The organism is Pseudomonas viciae (assembly GCF_004786035.1).
Lineage (GTDB): Bacteria > Pseudomonadota > Gammaproteobacteria > Pseudomonadales > Pseudomonadaceae > Aquipseudomonas > Aquipseudomonas viciae.
Genome location: NZ_CP035088.1, coordinates 2906280 through 2922855 on the forward strand (window position 1 = coordinate 2906280; position 16576 = coordinate 2922855).

A 16576-nucleotide genomic window follows, 5' to 3' on the forward strand; every position below is an offset into this window, starting at 1 on the left:
GGAGCAGATCCCTCGCCACGGACTATCCGGTGGTCCTGGAAATCTCATCCCAGCCATTGCTGGAATTGTTCCTTGCAGTAATCCACGAACAACTGCGCCGGTTTGGTCAGGTGTGCGCGTTTGAGCCATCCGGCCACCAACGCCGAGCCGGTCACGTCTTCGGCGATGTTGACGCAGACCACTTGCTGCCCATCGTAGGTGCAGGTGGAGTGCGGTCGGGTCACCAGCACCGCAAAGCCGAACGCCTGGCCGACCATGCCACGCACCATCTCGATGGACGGTGAGCTGAACACGATGTTCGGGGTCAGGCCCAACTCCTCGAAGATGCTCACGAAATAAGTCCGGCTGGGCTGCACGTCCAGCAGGATCATCGGCTCCAGCGCCAGGTCGCGCAGCGACACTTGCGCCTGATTGGCAAAACGATGCCCCGCCGGCAACAATGCGTAGGGTCGCTGTGGGGCGGTCAACGCTTCGGTCTCGATGGTGCTGTCCAGGTCGTGCTCATAGAAAATCGCCAAGTCGAAACGCCCACCCGTCAAGCCTTGCACCAGCTCCTGCTGCTCGCCATCCTGCACGCGGATCTCCACCCCGGGAAAGCGCTCACGGAAACCGGCGATCAGCCGTGGCAGGTAAAGCGGGGCGACCGTTTCAAAGCAGCCGATGTCGATCTGGCCGCTGACCACATCGTTATCGGCCAGCGCGTTCTGCTCGAACTCCCGGGCCATGCGCAACAGCTCCTGGGCCTTGCGGTAGAAACGCGCACCGCCCGGGGTCAGCGACACGCCTTGGGCGTGATGGCGGATAAGCAGTTGCACGCCGAAGCTGTCCTCCAGTCCCTTGACGGCCGTGGCAATCGACGGCTGGGCGATGTACAGCTTGCGGGATGCTTCAGCGACGCTGCCACACTCGACGGTGGTGACGAAATACTTCAGCTGACGCAGGGAATAGGACGCCACGGCACACCTCGATCCGGATGGTTTTCGCCTACCTTACCGCGTGCCGCTGGTACATAGGGTGAGCATTGCTACGGATTTTGCTGGGCATTGACGATATTCAGGCTGGCTTGTTGGTGGACACCTGCCGAGGTCCACACGTTGCCCAGCTGGATGAAGATCGCTTCGAGGTCCACTTCAACCGACGGAGAACCACTCTTGAGCAGGTCGCACATGGTCAAGTCCAGCAAGCCCATTCGCGGCTACGCCAGGAACATCCGCGTGCGCGGTTTCGAGTTCATCAGAGGGCAGGGGAAGGGGATTGCAACAGGGCGTTATCGTAGCGCTTCGGTGTGCAGAGGTTGGTTTAATCCTGTCGTTACCCGCTGGCAACTGAGTCCGGGCTGACTATCCGTTTTCGGCACAATTGAATAACCCGCTTGCGAGGCGGAATGGAACTTGCCTGACCTTTGATCCATAAGCCCTGGAATCATCAAAGGTCGGGTCAATGAACAACGACAACATGGCGCAACCACTTGTCTTGGCAAGCGTGTTGCCGGCGCAGCCGATCAATCGGTTCCGCACCGCCGACATCGACGAGCACGCGCGCAACATGGGCGGCTGGCAGGTGAGCTATGACCAGTTGACCCCCGGACGCTTCGAAGGTGAACTGATCGAATTTCGCTGCGACTGGATGCAACTGGTGCGTGACCGCTCTAATCAGGCCCTGACCAAGCGAGGCATGGCTTGGGAGGGCGCCATTACGTTCAGCGTGCCGTTGAGTGCCGATGGACCGGTGTTTTGCGCCGGGCATCCGATTACCGAGCCCAGCCTGCTGGTCGCCCGCGGGCAGAACCTGCCTGATTTGCGCACGCCCCAGCATCTGGACCTGCTCGGGGTCGCGGTGGAAGAGCAGGCACTGGAACATCTGCTGGAGCGCCAGGGCAGTCGTTTTCGAATTACCGATCTTCCCAAGTGTTACCGCCTCGGCGACTCGACGCTGCCAGTTGAACTGGCGGCGCTGTTCGATGAACTCGAAGGGGGCGAGCAGGGGCGCGACTCGTTGCTTGGTTACGAGTCGATCCGCCGTGGCCTGCGCGATACGGTAATGCTGCATATGCTGGAGCTGGTGGCGCCGGATGAGGCGCCGCCGCTCAACCCTACGGCACGCAAGCGCATGGTCGACCGGGCGCGGGAGTACGCCCTGGCCCACGTCGACGAACCGCTGTCGATCCTCGACCTGTGCAACCACATCGGTGCCAGCCGGCGCAAATTGCAGTATTGCTTCCAGGAGACCCTGGGCATCAACCCGGTGGCCTATTTGCGGGCATTGCGCCTCAATGCCGTGCGCCGTGAACTGCGCAGTGGCGATCAGGCGCTGGGGGTACAGGAGGTCGCTGCACGCTGGGGGTTCTGGCATTTGAGCCGGTTTTCCAGTGACTATCGGATCCTGTTTGGCGAAACCCCGTCACAAACCCTGCGCCGCACTCAACTGTGCTGAAAACGGATAACCGCTGACGAGCCGGCTCCCTAGGATGACCCCAACACCACATGGTCGGAGGGGCATTCGATGTACCAAAATAAAAAAATCAACGTCTGGCACTGTACGTGGCTGACCCTGGGGCTGATCGGTCTCTGTACCGCAGCCCATGGCACCGAAAACGGCGCGCCGACCACGGCGGTCGGGGTCTACGATTTCGGCGCGGGCATGATGCCCCCGGCCACGCCTTTCGGGACCGTCGGCCTGCGAACCGCCTTCTATTCAGCCAACGTGCAGAAAGATCGCCACGGCAAATCGCTGGACAACAATTTCTCCCTGGATGTCTTGTCCATCGGCGTTGCCTATATGCGCATGACCGATTACACCGTGCTGGGCGCCAAGTACGGCTTCGGCACCGTGGTGCCGTTCTTCCAGATGGATGCCTCGGTGCAGGTGCAGACGCCTGTTGGCCCGTTGGATCTTGCGGCCGATCCGTTTCGCATGGCCGACATCCAGGTGCTGCCGGTGATCCTGCAGTGGACCCTTTCGCCGAACCTGTTCGTCAATGCCCAGTTCCAGATCCAGGCACCGACCGGTGACTACGACAAGAATCGGCTGATCTCGCCGGGGCTCAATCACTGGACCTTTTCGCCGATTCTCAACGCGACTTACATCTCCGACAGCGGCTTTGAAGTCTCTTCAAGCTTCGAAGCCGACATCAATACGCGCAACCAGGCCACCGACTACAAGAACGGTGTCGAATACCGCCACGAATTCGCCGTGGGCCAGCACGTCGGGCCGTGGACCGTGGGTGTGGGCGGGTATTACTACCGGCAGTTCACCGATGACGATGCGCCAGGCCTGGAGGCGGGCAATCGCGCCCGAGTGCTGGCTGTCGGGCCGGCGGTGAGCTACTTCAAACCCGGCATACCGCCGGTCTGGCTGCACGTCTACAAGGAGCTCGATGCGCGAAACCGCGCCGAAGGCTACACCGCGGCGCTGCGTATCTCTCAAAGTTTCTAAGGGGCTCGCCATGAACCAATCAAGTTCCGTTTCAACGGCCGCGGCGTCGTCGCGACAGGCCGGTCGTCGTGAAGGGTTGGTGCTGATGCTGGGCAGCAGCCTGACCATCATGGGCTCGACGATGGTCGCGCCTATCCTGCCTCGATTGGGCGCCGAATTCGGCCCCATGGAACCTCGTGCCGATCTGCTGGTGCCGTTGGCGATCACCGGCCCGGCCCTGGCGATTGCGTTGTGCGCGCCGTTGGCCGGTTGGCTGGCCGACCGGGTCGGACGCAAGGTCCTGCTGGTGATCGCCACGCTGCTCTACGCCTTGCTCGGGGCCTTGCCAGCCATCCTCGATAACTTGCCTTCGATTGTCGGCGCGCGGCTGTTATTCGGTTGCGCCGAAGCGGCGGTGATGACCTGCTGCGCGACCCTGATCGCTGACTATTGGCACGGCGAGGAGCGCATGCGCTACGTCAACCGACAGGTAGTCACCATCGGTCTGGTCGGGGCGCTGTTCTTTGTGGTGGGCGGGGCGCTTGGGGAGCATTCGTGGCGTTCGCCGTTCCTTCTGTACTTGCTGCCGTTGCTGCTGGTGCCGGCGATGGTGAACGTGCTGTGGGAACCGACGCTGGTGAAGCGGAAAACGGTCGAGCCGCGAGCCGATGAGGTGGGCCTGACCAAGGTCGCGGTGCCGCAGCTGGTGGTCGGCTACCTGATGATCCTGGGGGGCATGATCCTGACCTTCGTCATGCCGATCCAGGCACCGATGCTGCTGGTCAGCCTGGGGATCACCTCCAGCACCATGATCGGTCTGGCGGCAGGACTGAGCCTGCTGGCGACCTTGGTCGGTTCGCTGATGTGGCCCTTGTTGCGGCGTCGTCTTGGCATCGCCGGTTGCAACGCCTTGTTGCTGGGCCTGATGGGCATCGGGATGTGGTTGCTGATGCGCAGCCAGAGCTACAACGCAGTACTGGTGGCCGCGTTCATCCAAGGCCTGGGCGCCGGGTTGCTGGTGCCCAACGTGATGGCGCCGGTGATGAATGCCTTGACCGCCACCACCCGTGGCCGGGGCCTGGGCGGGTTCACTTCGTGCCTGTACATCGGCCAGTTTGTCAGTCCGCTGGTGGTGGCTTTCGTGGGCGCCTTTGCCGGTGACCTTCGTCATGCCATCCAGTGGTTGGCGCTTGTCAGTTTTATCGCCGCGTTGCTCTGGGTGATCGTCGGCCTGCGAGCGCGAACCCACGGCCAGGCGGCCCCCGTCGGATCACGTCAATCGTCATGAAATAGGAGCCTGAAGCATGGCTATGCAAGACATCCACCACTTGATGGACAATGAAGACGCCACAGGGCTGGCCGAGTGGGTCAGGCGCGGCGAAGTGCTGCCCGGCGAACTGCTTGAGGCAGCCATCGAGCGCCTTGAACGGGTCGAGCCGCAGATCAATGCCGTGGCCGAGCGGTTGTACGCGTCGGCACGGGAGGCGGCGCACACGACCCAGGCGGGGCAAGGCCTGCTGGCCGGCGTGCCGACCTTGATCAAAGACCTGTTCTCACCGGTCAACGGTGCGGCGATGACCAACGGCTCGCGCTCTTTAGGCGATTGTCGTGCGGACTTCGAAGCGGAAATCGTGACGCGTTTGCGGCGTGCGGGGTGCCAGATCGTGGGCACCAGCACCTCGCCGGAATTCGGCACGTCGTACTCCACCGAATCCTCGCGCTTTGGCGCCACGCGCAACCCATGGAGCATCGACCACAGCGCCGGCGGTTCCAGCGGTGGCGCGGCGGCGCTGGTGGCGGCCCGGGTGGTGCCGTTCGCCCATGGCAACGATGGCGGTGGTTCATTGCGGGTGCCGGCGTCCTGCTGTGGCGTGTTCGGGCTCAAGCCCAGCCGTGGCCTGCTGCCGTCGGGGCCAATGGTGGGAGAGGGCTGGGCCGGGATGGGCACGCCTCATGCGATCACCTTGTCGGTGCGCGACAGTGCCGCGCTGCTCGATGCCACCGCCGGGATGGATCTTGGCGCGCCGTATGCGGCGCCGGTCCAGGCGTTGCCTTATGTGATGGCGGTGCAACGTGATCCTAAACCGTTGCGCATTGCCCTGGTCGAGCAGCTCGGCCCTTGGCCTACGTCGCCGCAGAGCCTTCAGGCCGTGGGCGAGGCTGCGCGGTTGTGCGAATCCCTGGGCCATCGTGTCGAACCGGTCAGCCTGCCGGTGGTGCTGCCGGAGTTTCTGGATCAGGTCTTTACCATCATCGGTGCAAGCACGCGGCACTATGTTGATCTGCTGGGTCAGATGCGTGGGTTTACCGTGCAGGCCGAGGAATTGGAAGTACGTACCCGGATCATCCTGCGGGACAAGGGCAATGTCAGCGGCGCCCAGTACGCGGCCGCCGTGGGGTGGATTCATGCCCTGGGCCGGCAACTGGCGATGTTCATGCAGGATTATGATCTGATCCTGACCCCGGTCCTGACTCGGGAACCGATGCCGATTGGCGAACTGGACGTTGAGGATGTGTGCATGAGCCTCGATCAACTGCTGGAGCGCTACCACAGCTACTCGCCGTTCACCGCGCTGTTCAATGCCAGTGGTCAGCCGGCGATGTCGGTACCGTTGTCCTGGAGTGCCAACGGCCTGCCGATGGGGGCGCACTTCGCTGCTCGCTTCGGCGAGGAAAGCACCTTGCTGGCCCTGGCCGCACAACTGGAACGCGCCCAACCGTGGCGCGGCCGGGTACCGCCGGTAAACGCCTGTCGCCCACAACATCAACGTTGATTGACAGTCCGCTTCGCGAGCAAGCCCGCTCCCACAGGGGTGTGTGGAAACACCCACGTTCAGATAAAAACGATCTCGTACGGCATGCCCATACGATCAAGGATGACCCGCGGTACCAGCGGTGAGATACCGCTGGCGGGTTCGCCGTTGAGCTGGCTGGCGTAGGCGTGCATCGCGTGGCGCTTGCGGGCGGTGGTCCAGACATCGAGGCGCAGTTTGCGTGCCCGGTGCCAGGGTATTTTGTTCTGCTCGCGGACCGGCCAGTGCCAGGCCCACACTGGCAGTTCGTTAAATACTGCCCCGATGTTCTCAGCCGCCAGGGCACCGGCGCGGCCGACTGTTTCGTGGTCGGCGTCGCCGTCCTTGCGCCATGTGCTGAACACCACGTCACCGGGCCGTAGATATTGACCAATGAAGGCGGCCACTTGGGCCTCGTGTTCGACCAGGGTCTTTTCCGGGAAGCCGCCGCGCACCCATTGCAGGCCATGGGTCGGTACGCCCAGGCGATGCAGGGCGTCCACGCTTTCCTGGGGGTGAGGGCGGTGCGTACGCAGGCGCTCATCGCTCCACAAGGGCGAACTGGGATGGCCATGGCTACCGTCAGTCACCGAAATCAACAACATGGGCTGGTCCAGGTTGCTCAGCAACTGGAGCAATCCGCCGCAGGCCCCGACCTCATCGCCCGGATGCGGGGCGAGGATGACCGCGCGGGCGCCGGCCGGGATGAGTGTCTGGGTGCTGATGATGGGAATGTCGGCCAGTTGCGGGGCACTGTTCCATATTTGCGGATGATGCCGACCTTGCAAGCGAGAGGCGGGTTTCATGAGGGACGTCCTTGTTGAATTCAATCTTTGAGTCATGCACCGGACCTACTGCCCGATCAGGCCTTGAGGGCCAGACTGCGATCTGCGGTGCTCCTGATCCTGGAGTCGCCCGCACACGAAGTATTGCTCATGTCGGCTGATTCGTCGCGTCACATGTGTACCTGAACTGTATTTTTTTCTGCGAACTGAGTTGCCCTGCTTCGAAGAACCGCGTCCCTGCGGATCTTCATCTTCAGCAACCGTTTATCGCGGGAATTTACTCATCGTCCTCGCGTTGCAGTTCGAACAGCAGCAGCGAGCGTCCGGTGACGGAGTACTCGGAATTGAAATCGAACCGCTCCTGGCCACGTACCGCCGGCTGGTTGGTGTCGACCATGCAGGTCCAGAAACTGCCTTCGGGGACTTCCGGCAAGAGGAAGTTGACGATGTCATGGTGGGCATTGACCACCAGCAGCAACGTCGCGTCGGCGCCCTTGCGCCGGATGCCGGTTTCCTGGGCGCGCCCGTCCATCAACATGCCCAGGCAACGACCGTGACCGTCGTGCCATTGCTCGGTGGTCATCTCGCTGCCGTCCGGGGCCAGCCAGGTGACGTCCTTGACGCCGATGTCCTCGTTGTAATTGCCCACCAGGAACCGTCCGCGCCGCAGGATCGGATAGGCCAGGCGCAGTTTGATCAGGCGCTTGACGAATTTGAGCAGCGCCGCACCTTCCTCGCTCAGGTCCCAGTTGACCCAACCAATCTCACTGTCCTGGCAATAGGCATTGTTGTTGCCGTGCTGGGTGCGGGCGAACTCGTCCCCGGCGACGAGCATCGGGGTGCCTTGGGCCAGCAGCAAGGTGGCGAAGAAGTTGCGCATCTGCCGATGGCGCAGCGCGTTGATCGCCGGATCGTCGGTAGGGCCTTCGACACCGTGGTTCCAGGACAGGTTGTTGTTGCTGCCGTCCTGGTTGTTTTCGTCGTTGGCTTCGTTGTGCTTGTCGTTGTACGAGACCAGGTCATTGAGGGTAAACCCGTCATGGGCGGTCACGAAATTCACCGAGGCGTAAGGGCGCCGACCCCGCTGGTTGAACATTTCGCCCGAGGCGGTCATGCGGCTGGCGAAATCGGCAAGTTGGCCGTCGTCGCCTTTCCAGAATGCGCGCACGGTGTCGCGGAATTTGTCGTTCCACTCCACCCAGCCCGGTGGGAAGCCCCCCACCTGATAGCCACCGGGGCCGCAGTCCCAGGGCTCGGCAATCATTTTCACCTGGCGCAGCACCGGATCCTGGCGGCAGGCGACGAGGAAGCTGTGACGCTCGTCGAAGCCGTCATGGTATCGGCCCAGAATCGTCGCCAGGTCGAAGCGGAAACCGTCGACATGCATCTCCGTGGCCCAGTAGCGCAGGGAGTCGGTGACCATCTGCAATACGCACGGGTGGCTCAGGTCCAGGGTGTTGCCGGTGCCGGAGTCGTTGATGTAATAGCGTTTGTCATCGGGCATCAGCCGGTAGTACGACGCGTTGTCGATGCCGCGCATGGACAGGGTCGGGCCCTGTTCATTGCCTTCGGCAGTGTGGTTGTAGACCACGTCGAGGATGACCTCCAGGTTGGCCTCGTGCAGGTGCGCGACCATTTCCTTGAACTCGGCGATTTTGCCGCTGGCCAGGTAACGCGGGTCCGGGGCGAAGAAGGCAATACTGTTGTAGCCCCAGTAGTTGGTCATGCCTTTGTGCAGCAGATGCTGGTCATTGACGAACGCATGGACTGGCAGCAGCTCCACCGATGAAACACCCAGCTTGCGGATGTGCTCCAGCACGTCGTCGACCATCAGTCCGGCGAAGGTACCGCGCACATTCTCGGGAACCGAGGGATGACGCATGCTGATGCCGCGAACATGGGTTTCATACAGGATGGTCTTGTCCCAGGGCACACTGACACGCTGGTCATTGCCCCAGGTATGGGCCGGGTCGATGACTTTGCATTTGGGCACGAACGGCGCGCTGTCGCGCTCATCGAAACTGAGGTCGCCGTCGGGGTGCCCGATGGTGTAGCCGAACAGTGCTTCGGACCACTTCAACTGACCGACCAATTGTTTGGCGTAAGGGTCGATCAGCAACTTGTTGGGGTTGAAACGATGGCCATTCTCCGGGTCGTAAGCGCCATAGACCCGATAGCCGTAGATCATCCCAGGGTGGGCGTCGGGCAGGTAGCCGTGGTAGATCTCGTCGGTGTATTCCGGCAGCTCGATGCGTTCGAGTTCGACCTCGCCGGCATCATCGAAAATACACAGTTCAACTTTGGTGGCGTTGGCTGAGAACAGCGCGAAATTGACCCCGAGGCCATCCCAGGTTGCACCGAGCGGAAAAGGCAGCCCTTCACGAATCCGCGAAGCCTCGATAACGGGCGGCGGCGTGGTTTTGTTTGGACGGGTCATAGTTGCTCCTGCAAAAGACAGATACGCAATGCTGTTCAAGTTAAGACGGGTGGTTGTGCGATGAACCCTGTGGCGAAGGGATAAATCCCCTCGCCACAAAGAGCTGTTTGCTTGAGATCAGTGAGGGGGAAATCAACTCGCCGGCGGCTTGCGTGCCGCCCGTGGCTTCTTGTTGGCAGGTTTTTCAGCGGGTGTGACCGCCGCTGCCGCAGGCTTGGCCTTGGCTGTGCTTTTTGGCGCGGCCTTGGCAGCGGTGCTTTTGGCTGCGGCAGGCTTGGCGCCGTCGGCCTTGGCAACTGCGGGCTTTCCCGCAGCCTTGGTCGGTTTGCTTGGCGCCAGGGCTTCGGCTTCGGCCAGTTTGCGGGCCATCTCCCAGTGACGTTTTTCGTGCCCTGTCGGCTTACCCTCGGATTCCCAGATTTGATAGGCGAATTCACGAATGCGTTTATCGTCGGTACTCATCGCGGTGCTCCTGACTGAACTCAAGGTTGGATAAAAACATTGACCGGGAAATCCCCCAGCGCGGCGCTGACCATCAGCTCCCTTTGGGGTGTGACTGCCGTGCTTGAAAAAAGTCCCTTCAGTTTTTCATCCCCGGCGGCAAATGGCAGCGACACGCGGGTATCGCCCCAGTCCGATGCAGCAACCTGTGGTACGGCACTGTTTTCCAGCAGACGGGCTGCGTGGATCGGTACCACTATGATTGCCCGTTGTTGCTCGTACTCACGCATGAACGCCAGCACCCGGTGGGCGTGTTCGCCGACTACCTGCAGCGGCTGATAGCGGCCTTGGTGAAACAGCTGCGGGTGTTCGGCCCGCATGGCCAAGGTCCTGGCGATCAATGCCTGCTTGACCCGGCCGTCGCGCCAGTCGCGTATCAGCGTTGCCGGAGTGTTGTCGGCGTGCATCGCCTCACGGCGCGCCTGGAAATCCACCGGCCGGCGGTTGTCCGGATCCACCAGGCTGAAATCCCAGAATTCGTTGCCCTGATACAGATCCGGCACACCGGGTACGGTCATGCGCAGCAAAGTCTGCGCCAAGCTGTTGAGGGCGCCCGCTGCGGCAATGGCCTGGACCGCCTCGGCGATGGCACTGCGCAACGGCAGTCCCTCATCGCCCAGCAACAAGCGTTCGAGGAACATCTGGGTCGCCTGCTCATAGGCGTCATTGACCGCCGCCCAGCTACTTTGCAGTTTGGCTTCACGCAGGGCCTTGCGTTGCCACTGCCACAGGCGCTCGTTGTACTCGGCCAGGGCCTTGTGGTCCCGCAGGTCGAGGTTCAGCGGCCAGCTTCCGAGCAGCGCCTGGTAGAGAATCAGTTCATCGCCGGCCGAAGGCGCCGCCGGATCGCTGTGCAGCGAAGGCGAGAGAATGCGCCATTGCTCGATACAGGCGGTGTACCAGTCGGCGCGCTCGCTGATGATCGCCAACCGGGCACGGGTGTCTTCGCCGCGCTTGTGGTCGTGGGTGGCGGTGGTCATCAGGTTGTCAGGAAAGTGTTCCAGCCGCTGAGCGCAGGCGTTGTGGAACGCTTGCGGCGGGGCACTGAACTGTTCGGTGTTGTAGCCCACGTCGTTACGCGACAACAGCACCGCCGAGCGATAGAGCGCCGTATCCTCCACGGCTTTGGCGGCCGCCGGCGAGGTCAGTTGCTGGAAACGCACGCAGGCATGGCGCAGACGTTTGCGCTGGCTCCCCCGTGGTCGTTGCCGCCAGGGCATGCCGCCGAGCCAGCCGGCCAGGCAATCAAGTACCGGCCAATCGGCTTCGCTGAGGGTTTGCCGGGCGCCTTCAAGGGCCTGGTTGAAAAACACCTCGTCCTCGGCGCAGCGGCCCAACGGATTGATATAGGTGCGGTACACCGGGAAATGCACGATCAGCTCCTGCAAGGCCCGACGAATCGCCCCCAGGGTCAGGTCGCGGGTCATCACATCGTCCCGGGCCACTTGCAGCAGGGCCTGGGCGACACTTTCGAAGTCGCCGGCCAGGGAGCCGTTGAGAATCTGCTGGCGGGCCAGGCGGGCTTCTTCGATGAACTGCGCTGGCCGCTCGCTATGGCGGCTCCAGAACTCGGCGAGGGGGGCGGCACCGGCTGGGTCATGTTGCAGCAGCGAGATCTGGTTCATGAACTCGTAGCCGGTGCTGCCGTCGATGTTCCAGTCCTGGCGCAAGGTCTCCCCATCGCCGAGGATCTTCTCGATGAAAATCGGCAGGTGCCGCGACGGCGAAAGCGAATCGACGCGTCTGCGCAATTTGCGGCAGTAACCACGTGGATCGGCAAGCCCATCGATATGGTCGATACGCAGCCCGTCCACCAACCCTTCGCCGATCAGTTCAAAAATCTTTGCATGGGTGGCTTCGAACACGGTCGGCCGTTCGACTCGCAGCCCGCCCAGTTCGTTGACATCGAAAAAGCGCCGCCAGTTGATGTCGTCCGCCGCGGTGCGCCAGCTGGCGAGGCGGTAGCTTTGCCGCTCCAGCAGTTGATGCAGGCGTTCGAACCCCTCAGGCGCCAGGGAATCGTAGCCGCTGAGGTTGTCCTCGATGGCGGCCAGGATGCCCGGTTGCGTGGCCAGGTCCCGCAGCTCTGCTTGCAGCGGACGGGCGAGGCTGTGGGCGTTGGTCTGGTAGTTCAATGTGGTGAAGCGCTCGGCCAGGGCCTTGAGCGATTCAGCCTGTTCCGATGGCAGGGTTTCGGCGGGCTTGAGTAGCTCGCCGTACTGCATCGGGCAGATAGGGAAGTGATGCTCGTAATGCTCGACGTAGAAGCTGCCTTGGGTGGCATCGAAACGCAGGTTCAGCGTGCCTTCCTGCAACGCCACGCCGTAGTCACTGCCCAGGAACGGGAGCAGCAACTGACCTTCCATCAGCGGGTCAGGGGAGTGCCACTGGATATCGAAGAACTCGCCATAGGGGCTCAAGCGCCCCCATTCCAGCAGGTCCAGCCACCAGGGGTTGTCGTTGCCGCCGACGGCCATGTGGTTGGAGACGATGTCGAGGATCAGCCCCATCCCGTGTTCACGCAAGGTCGCGACCAGGCGTCTGAGCGCGGTTTCACCGCCCAGCTCCGGGTTGACCACGGTCGGGTCGACCACGTCGTAGCCATGCATGGAGCCGGCACGGGCCTTGAGCAACGGAGAGGCATAGATGTGGCTGATGCCCAGAGACGCGAAGTACGGCACCTGCGGTACGGCATCGTCCAGGGTGAAGTCTTTATGAAACTGCAGGCGAAGTGTCGCCCGCAGCGGTTGCATCAACGTCGGTTTCATCGGTCACGCTCGTTCGCCTGAAGTCGTGCGCAGGCGAGTATTTCCAGACGCCGGGCGGCGTCCGGGGCATCCAGCAACGCCTGGCTTTCGTGGGCCAGGCGGCGGCGCCAATTCGGGTGGGTGTCGGTGGTGCCGGGCAGGTTGGCCTGCTCGTCGATGCCCAGGGCATCCTCGATCGGCAGCAACACCAGTGGCGCGCGGGTGTGGCCGAGGAAACGCACGCTGGCATCCAGCACCTGGTCGGTTTCGAGGTGTTCTTCGCGAAAGTTCTGCGGGTCCTGGTTCAATACGTTGCGCAGGCCTTCGCGTTCGCGTTCGCGGTGTTTGCGCCAGTCCATTTCAGTGTGGGAATCGATCAGGTCCAGCCGGGCGTTCCAGTCGATATCATGACCATGCCACCAGCCGTTGAGGGTTGGCAGATCGTGGGTGCTGGTGGTCGCCAGGGCGTTGTCCGGCCAGTCGAGAATCGGTTTGAAGTGGGTGTTGTCCTGTTCGAACAACAGCACGCGCATGCCCAGGATTGACCGGGCGCTGAGCTTCTCCCGCAGGCCGTCCGGCACGGTGCCGAGGTCTTCGCCCAGCACGATGGCCTGGTGACGGTGCGATTCCAGTGCCAGCAGGCGCAGCAGGTCGTCCAGCGGGTAATACAGGTAGGCGCCATCGGAAGGCGGGGCGTCGTTAGGAATCACCCACAGTCGTTGCAGCCCCATGACGTGGTCGATGCGCAAGCCGCCAGCATGGGCAAAGTTGGCCCGCAGCATTTCAATGAACGCACGAAAACCATTGCGGACCAGGCCTTCCGGGGAAAACGCGGAGATCCCCCAGCCTTGGCCGGAACGGTTGAGAATGTCCGGCGGCGCGCCCACGGTCAGCGAAGCGAGCAGTTCATCCTGCCGGCTCCAGGCCTGGCTGCCGCCGCCATCGGCGCCCACCGCCAGGTCGGCGATCAGGCCGATGCCCATGCCACTGGATTTGGCCGCGCTCTGGGCGCGCTCCAGGCAGCGGGCGATCAGCCATTGGCAAAAGGCGTAGTAGCCAATCTCGTCAGCATTTTCTTCGGCAAAATGCGTCAGCGCCGGGCTTCGTGGGTTACGCCATTCTTCGGGCCAGTGGCGCCAGTCCAGGCTTTCTCCCCGGGCTGCGCGTTCGGCTTGCAAGGCTTCGAAGCGGCAGTGGTTTTCCAAAGCTTCGCCGCTGGTGTGGCGGAAGCTGCTGAAATCTTCATGCAGCGGATGCTCGCCCTGGCTGAAACCGTCGTACAGGGCGCGCAGGATTTTGTGTTTGGCTTCGGCAGCCACCGGCCAATCGACCAGGGGTTGCTCTTCGAGGTGGCGCAGTTGATTGGTCAAGCCAGTGGCGTCGATGGCCGTGCGCAGGGCGCGTTCACCGAGGATGGTGCCGGGTGCTGCGTACAGGCTGTTGAGGAACAGTCGGCTGGACGGTGAGTAAGGGCTGTAGCTTCCCGTATTGCTGCTGAACATCGCGTGCATCGGGCTGATGGCGATGGCATCGGCACCGCGTTCGCCGGCCACCCGTGCCAGTTCTTCCAAGGCCTGGGTGTCGCCGAAACCGCCGTCGCCAGGACGCCGCAGCGCATACAACTGCGCGCTCAGGCCCCAGGCCCGTGGCGTCGGGTCGTCCACCGCATCGGCGACGCTGTAGCAACGGGCCGGCGCGACGGCCAGGGTGAAACGCTGGTCCTCGATGGCGACGTGCTGATACCCCACCGGGACTATCCCGGGCAGCTTGGCATCGGCATCCAGTTTCAGGTTCAGTGTCGCGCCGTCCTCCAGTTTGATTTCGCAGGGTGTTTCGCCTGCAAAATAGCGGCTCAAGTCCACACTGACCCCGGCGTCGGCGGTGATCAACGGGGGCAGTTGATGATTTTGCTGATCCTGTTGCAGTTGCTGCAGGCTGGCATCGATTTCCTGGGCACTACCGGCTGGATGGCCCAGGCCGGTGAGGACCGAACGCAACACGGCAGGCGAGACTTTTTGCGCCCGGCCGTTAGCGTCGATCCAGTCCACTGCAAGGCCCGCTCGACTGGCGAGAATTTCAAGTTGCGCATCGCTCATAGGCGCTCTCCAGTGATGTTGGGCAAGTTTGCCGCTTGCGTCAGACTGACCAGCGCGCTGTAGGGCGCAAGGGCGCCCTGTTGCAACAGACCCATGGTCTGCTGCGGATGTTCGAAAAGAATGCGCGCTTCTTCGGGGGCGGTATGCTCGACGGACTGCTCGCTGAGGTTCAGGTCAATGCGTAATACGCTGCCATCTCCCAGCCGCCAGCGTGCGCTGATCGCGCCGTCGCCCAGCACATCGGCCCCCAGGGCCTGGGCACCAGGCAGGCGTGGAACGATCTCCTCGCGGCGAATCTTCAACAGCTGGCGGTACAGCGCCTCGGTGGCGTGCTGGTGGGGATGCTGCGCTTCGAACGCCGGGCGCGAGGTTTCGAAGGTGCTGGCCTCATTGGGGTCGGGAATCCGCTCGCGCTTTTGCGGATCGGCGAAGGCGCTGAAGGCCGCGAATTCGTTGCGCCGGCCTTCACGCACCAGCTCTGCCAATTCGCCGTGATGGCTGGTGAAAAACAGGAACGGGTTTTCGGCGGCCACTTCATCGCCCATGAACAGCAACGGAATCATGGGCGATAACAGCAACAAGGCGATCGCCGCGTGCAGCGCCTGGGGTGGGGCCAGTTGATGCAGGCGCTCCCCCAAGGCACGGTTGCCGATCTGATCGTGGTTTTGCAGGAACAGCACAAACGCGCTGGGTGGCAGGTGACCGCTGGGTTCGCCACGGACCTCCCCATGGCGATTGGTGTGGCCCTGGAAGACGAAACCCTGGCTGAGACAGCGCGCCAGTTGTTCGGTCGGTTGCTCGGCATAGTCGGCGTAATAGGCGTCGGTTTCGCCGGTCAGCAACACATGCAGGGCGTTGTGGCCGTCGTCATTCCACTGGGCGTCGTAGTTGTGTTCCAGCAGGCTGGCCTGGTTGTGTTCGTTCTCCACGGTCAGCCAGACATGTCGGGTCGGGTCGATCTGCTGCCGCACCTTGATCGCCAGTTCATGGAGAAAGTCCGGATCTTCAATGGCATGCACGGCATCCAGGCGCAGGCCGTCGAAACGGTACTCCAGCAGCCACATGAGCGCGTTGTCGATGAAGAAATCCCGCACCTCGCGACGGCGGAAATCAATGGCCGCGCCCCAGGGGGTGTGTTTGTCTTCGCGGAAGAAGCCCTTGGCGTAGCGGTGCAGATAGTTGCCGTCGGGGCCGAAGTGGTTGTAGACCACATCCACAATCACCGCCAGCCCATGTCCGTGGGCGCTGTCGATCAGGTGCTTGAGCTGTTCCGGCGTGCCATAGGAGGCCTGGGGCGCATAGGGCAGGACGCCGTCGTAACCCCAGTTGCGATCGCCGGGAAACTGCGCCAGCGGCATCAATTCGATGGCGGTCACGCCCAGTCCGGCCAGGCGTGCCAGGTGTTGTTCGACCCCTTCGAAACCACCGAGGGCACCGACGTGTAGCTCGTAGATCACTGCTTCGTGCCAGGGCCGACCGCACCAGTTCGTGTGTCGCCATTGGTAGGCATGGGGGTCGACCACTACGCTGTGGCGGTCGATGTCACCGGCCTGGGCGCGGGAGGCCGGGTCCGGCACCTCCAGTTCGCCGTCGATGTTGTAGCGATAGCGGGTGCCGGCGGGGCAACGGGTCTGGATCATGAACCAGCCGTCGGCTTGGGGCAGTAGCGGTATTGAATCTCCGGTGTCGAGCTCGACACTGACAAAAAAAGCATCCGGGGCCCAGAGGGCGAAGCGGGTGTGCTCGGCATCGAGCATGACCGCGCCATGGGTCCAGGTTTCAGGCGTCCTTGACGGCATTGTTA

The 16576-nt window shown here is 62.6% G+C and carries 12 protein-coding genes; 4 read left to right on the forward strand and 8 right to left on the reverse strand.

Annotated features, from left to right (window positions below; translation table 11 throughout):
• Positions 1-44: 44 nt before the first annotated feature.
• Together EPZ47_RS13290 and EPZ47_RS30100 are read right to left on the reverse strand one after the other, a co-directional pair.
• On the reverse strand, positions 45-956 hold the full coding sequence (locus tag EPZ47_RS13290) for a LysR substrate-binding domain-containing protein (protein ID WP_135845189.1): 912 nt from the start codon (positions 954-956) through the stop codon (positions 45-47).
• 68 nt (positions 957-1024) lie between these two features.
• The gene (locus tag EPZ47_RS30100) at positions 1025-1189 is read right to left on the reverse strand and encodes a type 1 glutamine amidotransferase family protein (RefSeq protein WP_158296353.1); all 165 of its coding nucleotides are present in this window, start codon (positions 1187-1189) and stop codon (positions 1025-1027) included.
• Between the two features lie 251 nt (positions 1190-1440).
• On the opposite strand from EPZ47_RS30100, the gene EPZ47_RS13295 reads away from it, so the two are divergent.
• From EPZ47_RS13295 to EPZ47_RS13310, 4 genes are all read left to right on the forward strand, one after another.
• On the forward strand, positions 1441-2433 hold the full coding sequence (locus EPZ47_RS13295; RefSeq protein WP_135845190.1) for a helix-turn-helix domain-containing protein: 993 nt from the start codon (positions 1441-1443) through the stop codon (positions 2431-2433).
• Positions 2434-2502: 69 nt separating this feature from the next.
• Positions 2503-3435, forward strand: a complete 933-nt coding sequence (locus EPZ47_RS13300; protein ID WP_135845191.1) for a SphA family protein — start codon at positions 2503-2505, stop codon at positions 3433-3435.
• 10 nt (positions 3436-3445) lie between these two features.
• On the forward strand, positions 3446-4702 hold the full coding sequence (locus EPZ47_RS13305; protein ID WP_135845192.1) for an MFS transporter: 1257 nt from the start codon (positions 3446-3448) through the stop codon (positions 4700-4702).
• Positions 4703-4718: 16 nt separating this feature from the next.
• Positions 4719-6188, forward strand: coding sequence for an amidase (locus EPZ47_RS13310; protein ID WP_135845193.1), 1470 nt, complete (start codon positions 4719-4721; stop codon positions 6186-6188).
• Positions 6189-6247: 59 nt separating this feature from the next.
• On the opposite strand, the gene EPZ47_RS13315 is transcribed toward EPZ47_RS13310, so the two are convergent.
• The 6 genes from EPZ47_RS13315 to treZ form a co-directional block, all read right to left on the reverse strand.
• A complete protein-coding gene (locus tag EPZ47_RS13315) occupies positions 6248-7012 on the reverse strand; it encodes a PIG-L deacetylase family protein (protein WP_135845194.1) in 765 nt (254 codons plus the stop codon).
• A gap of 256 nt (positions 7013-7268) precedes the next feature.
• A complete protein-coding gene (glgX, locus tag EPZ47_RS13320) occupies positions 7269-9428 on the reverse strand; it encodes a glycogen debranching protein GlgX (protein ID WP_135845195.1) in 2160 nt (719 codons plus the stop codon).
• Positions 9429-9560: 132 nt separating this feature from the next.
• A complete protein-coding gene (locus tag EPZ47_RS13325; RefSeq protein ID WP_135845196.1) occupies positions 9561-9890 on the reverse strand; it encodes a DUF2934 domain-containing protein in 330 nt (109 codons plus the stop codon).
• A 20-nt stretch (positions 9891-9910) separates the two neighbouring features.
• Positions 9911-12697 carry a malto-oligosyltrehalose synthase gene (locus EPZ47_RS13330; RefSeq protein WP_135845197.1) on the reverse strand — a complete coding sequence of 929 codons (2787 nt, stop codon included), beginning with the start codon at positions 12695-12697 and terminating at the stop codon, positions 9911-9913.
• Positions 12694-14772, reverse strand: coding sequence for a 4-alpha-glucanotransferase (gene malQ / locus EPZ47_RS13335; RefSeq protein WP_135845198.1), 2079 nt, complete (start codon positions 14770-14772; stop codon positions 12694-12696). The genes EPZ47_RS13330 and malQ overlap by 4 nt, the downstream gene beginning before the upstream one ends.
• Positions 14769-16571, reverse strand: coding sequence for a malto-oligosyltrehalose trehalohydrolase (gene treZ, locus EPZ47_RS13340; RefSeq protein ID WP_135845199.1), 1803 nt, complete (start codon positions 16569-16571; stop codon positions 14769-14771). The genes malQ and treZ overlap by 4 nt, the downstream gene beginning before the upstream one ends.
• Positions 16572-16576: the final 5 nt, after the last annotated feature.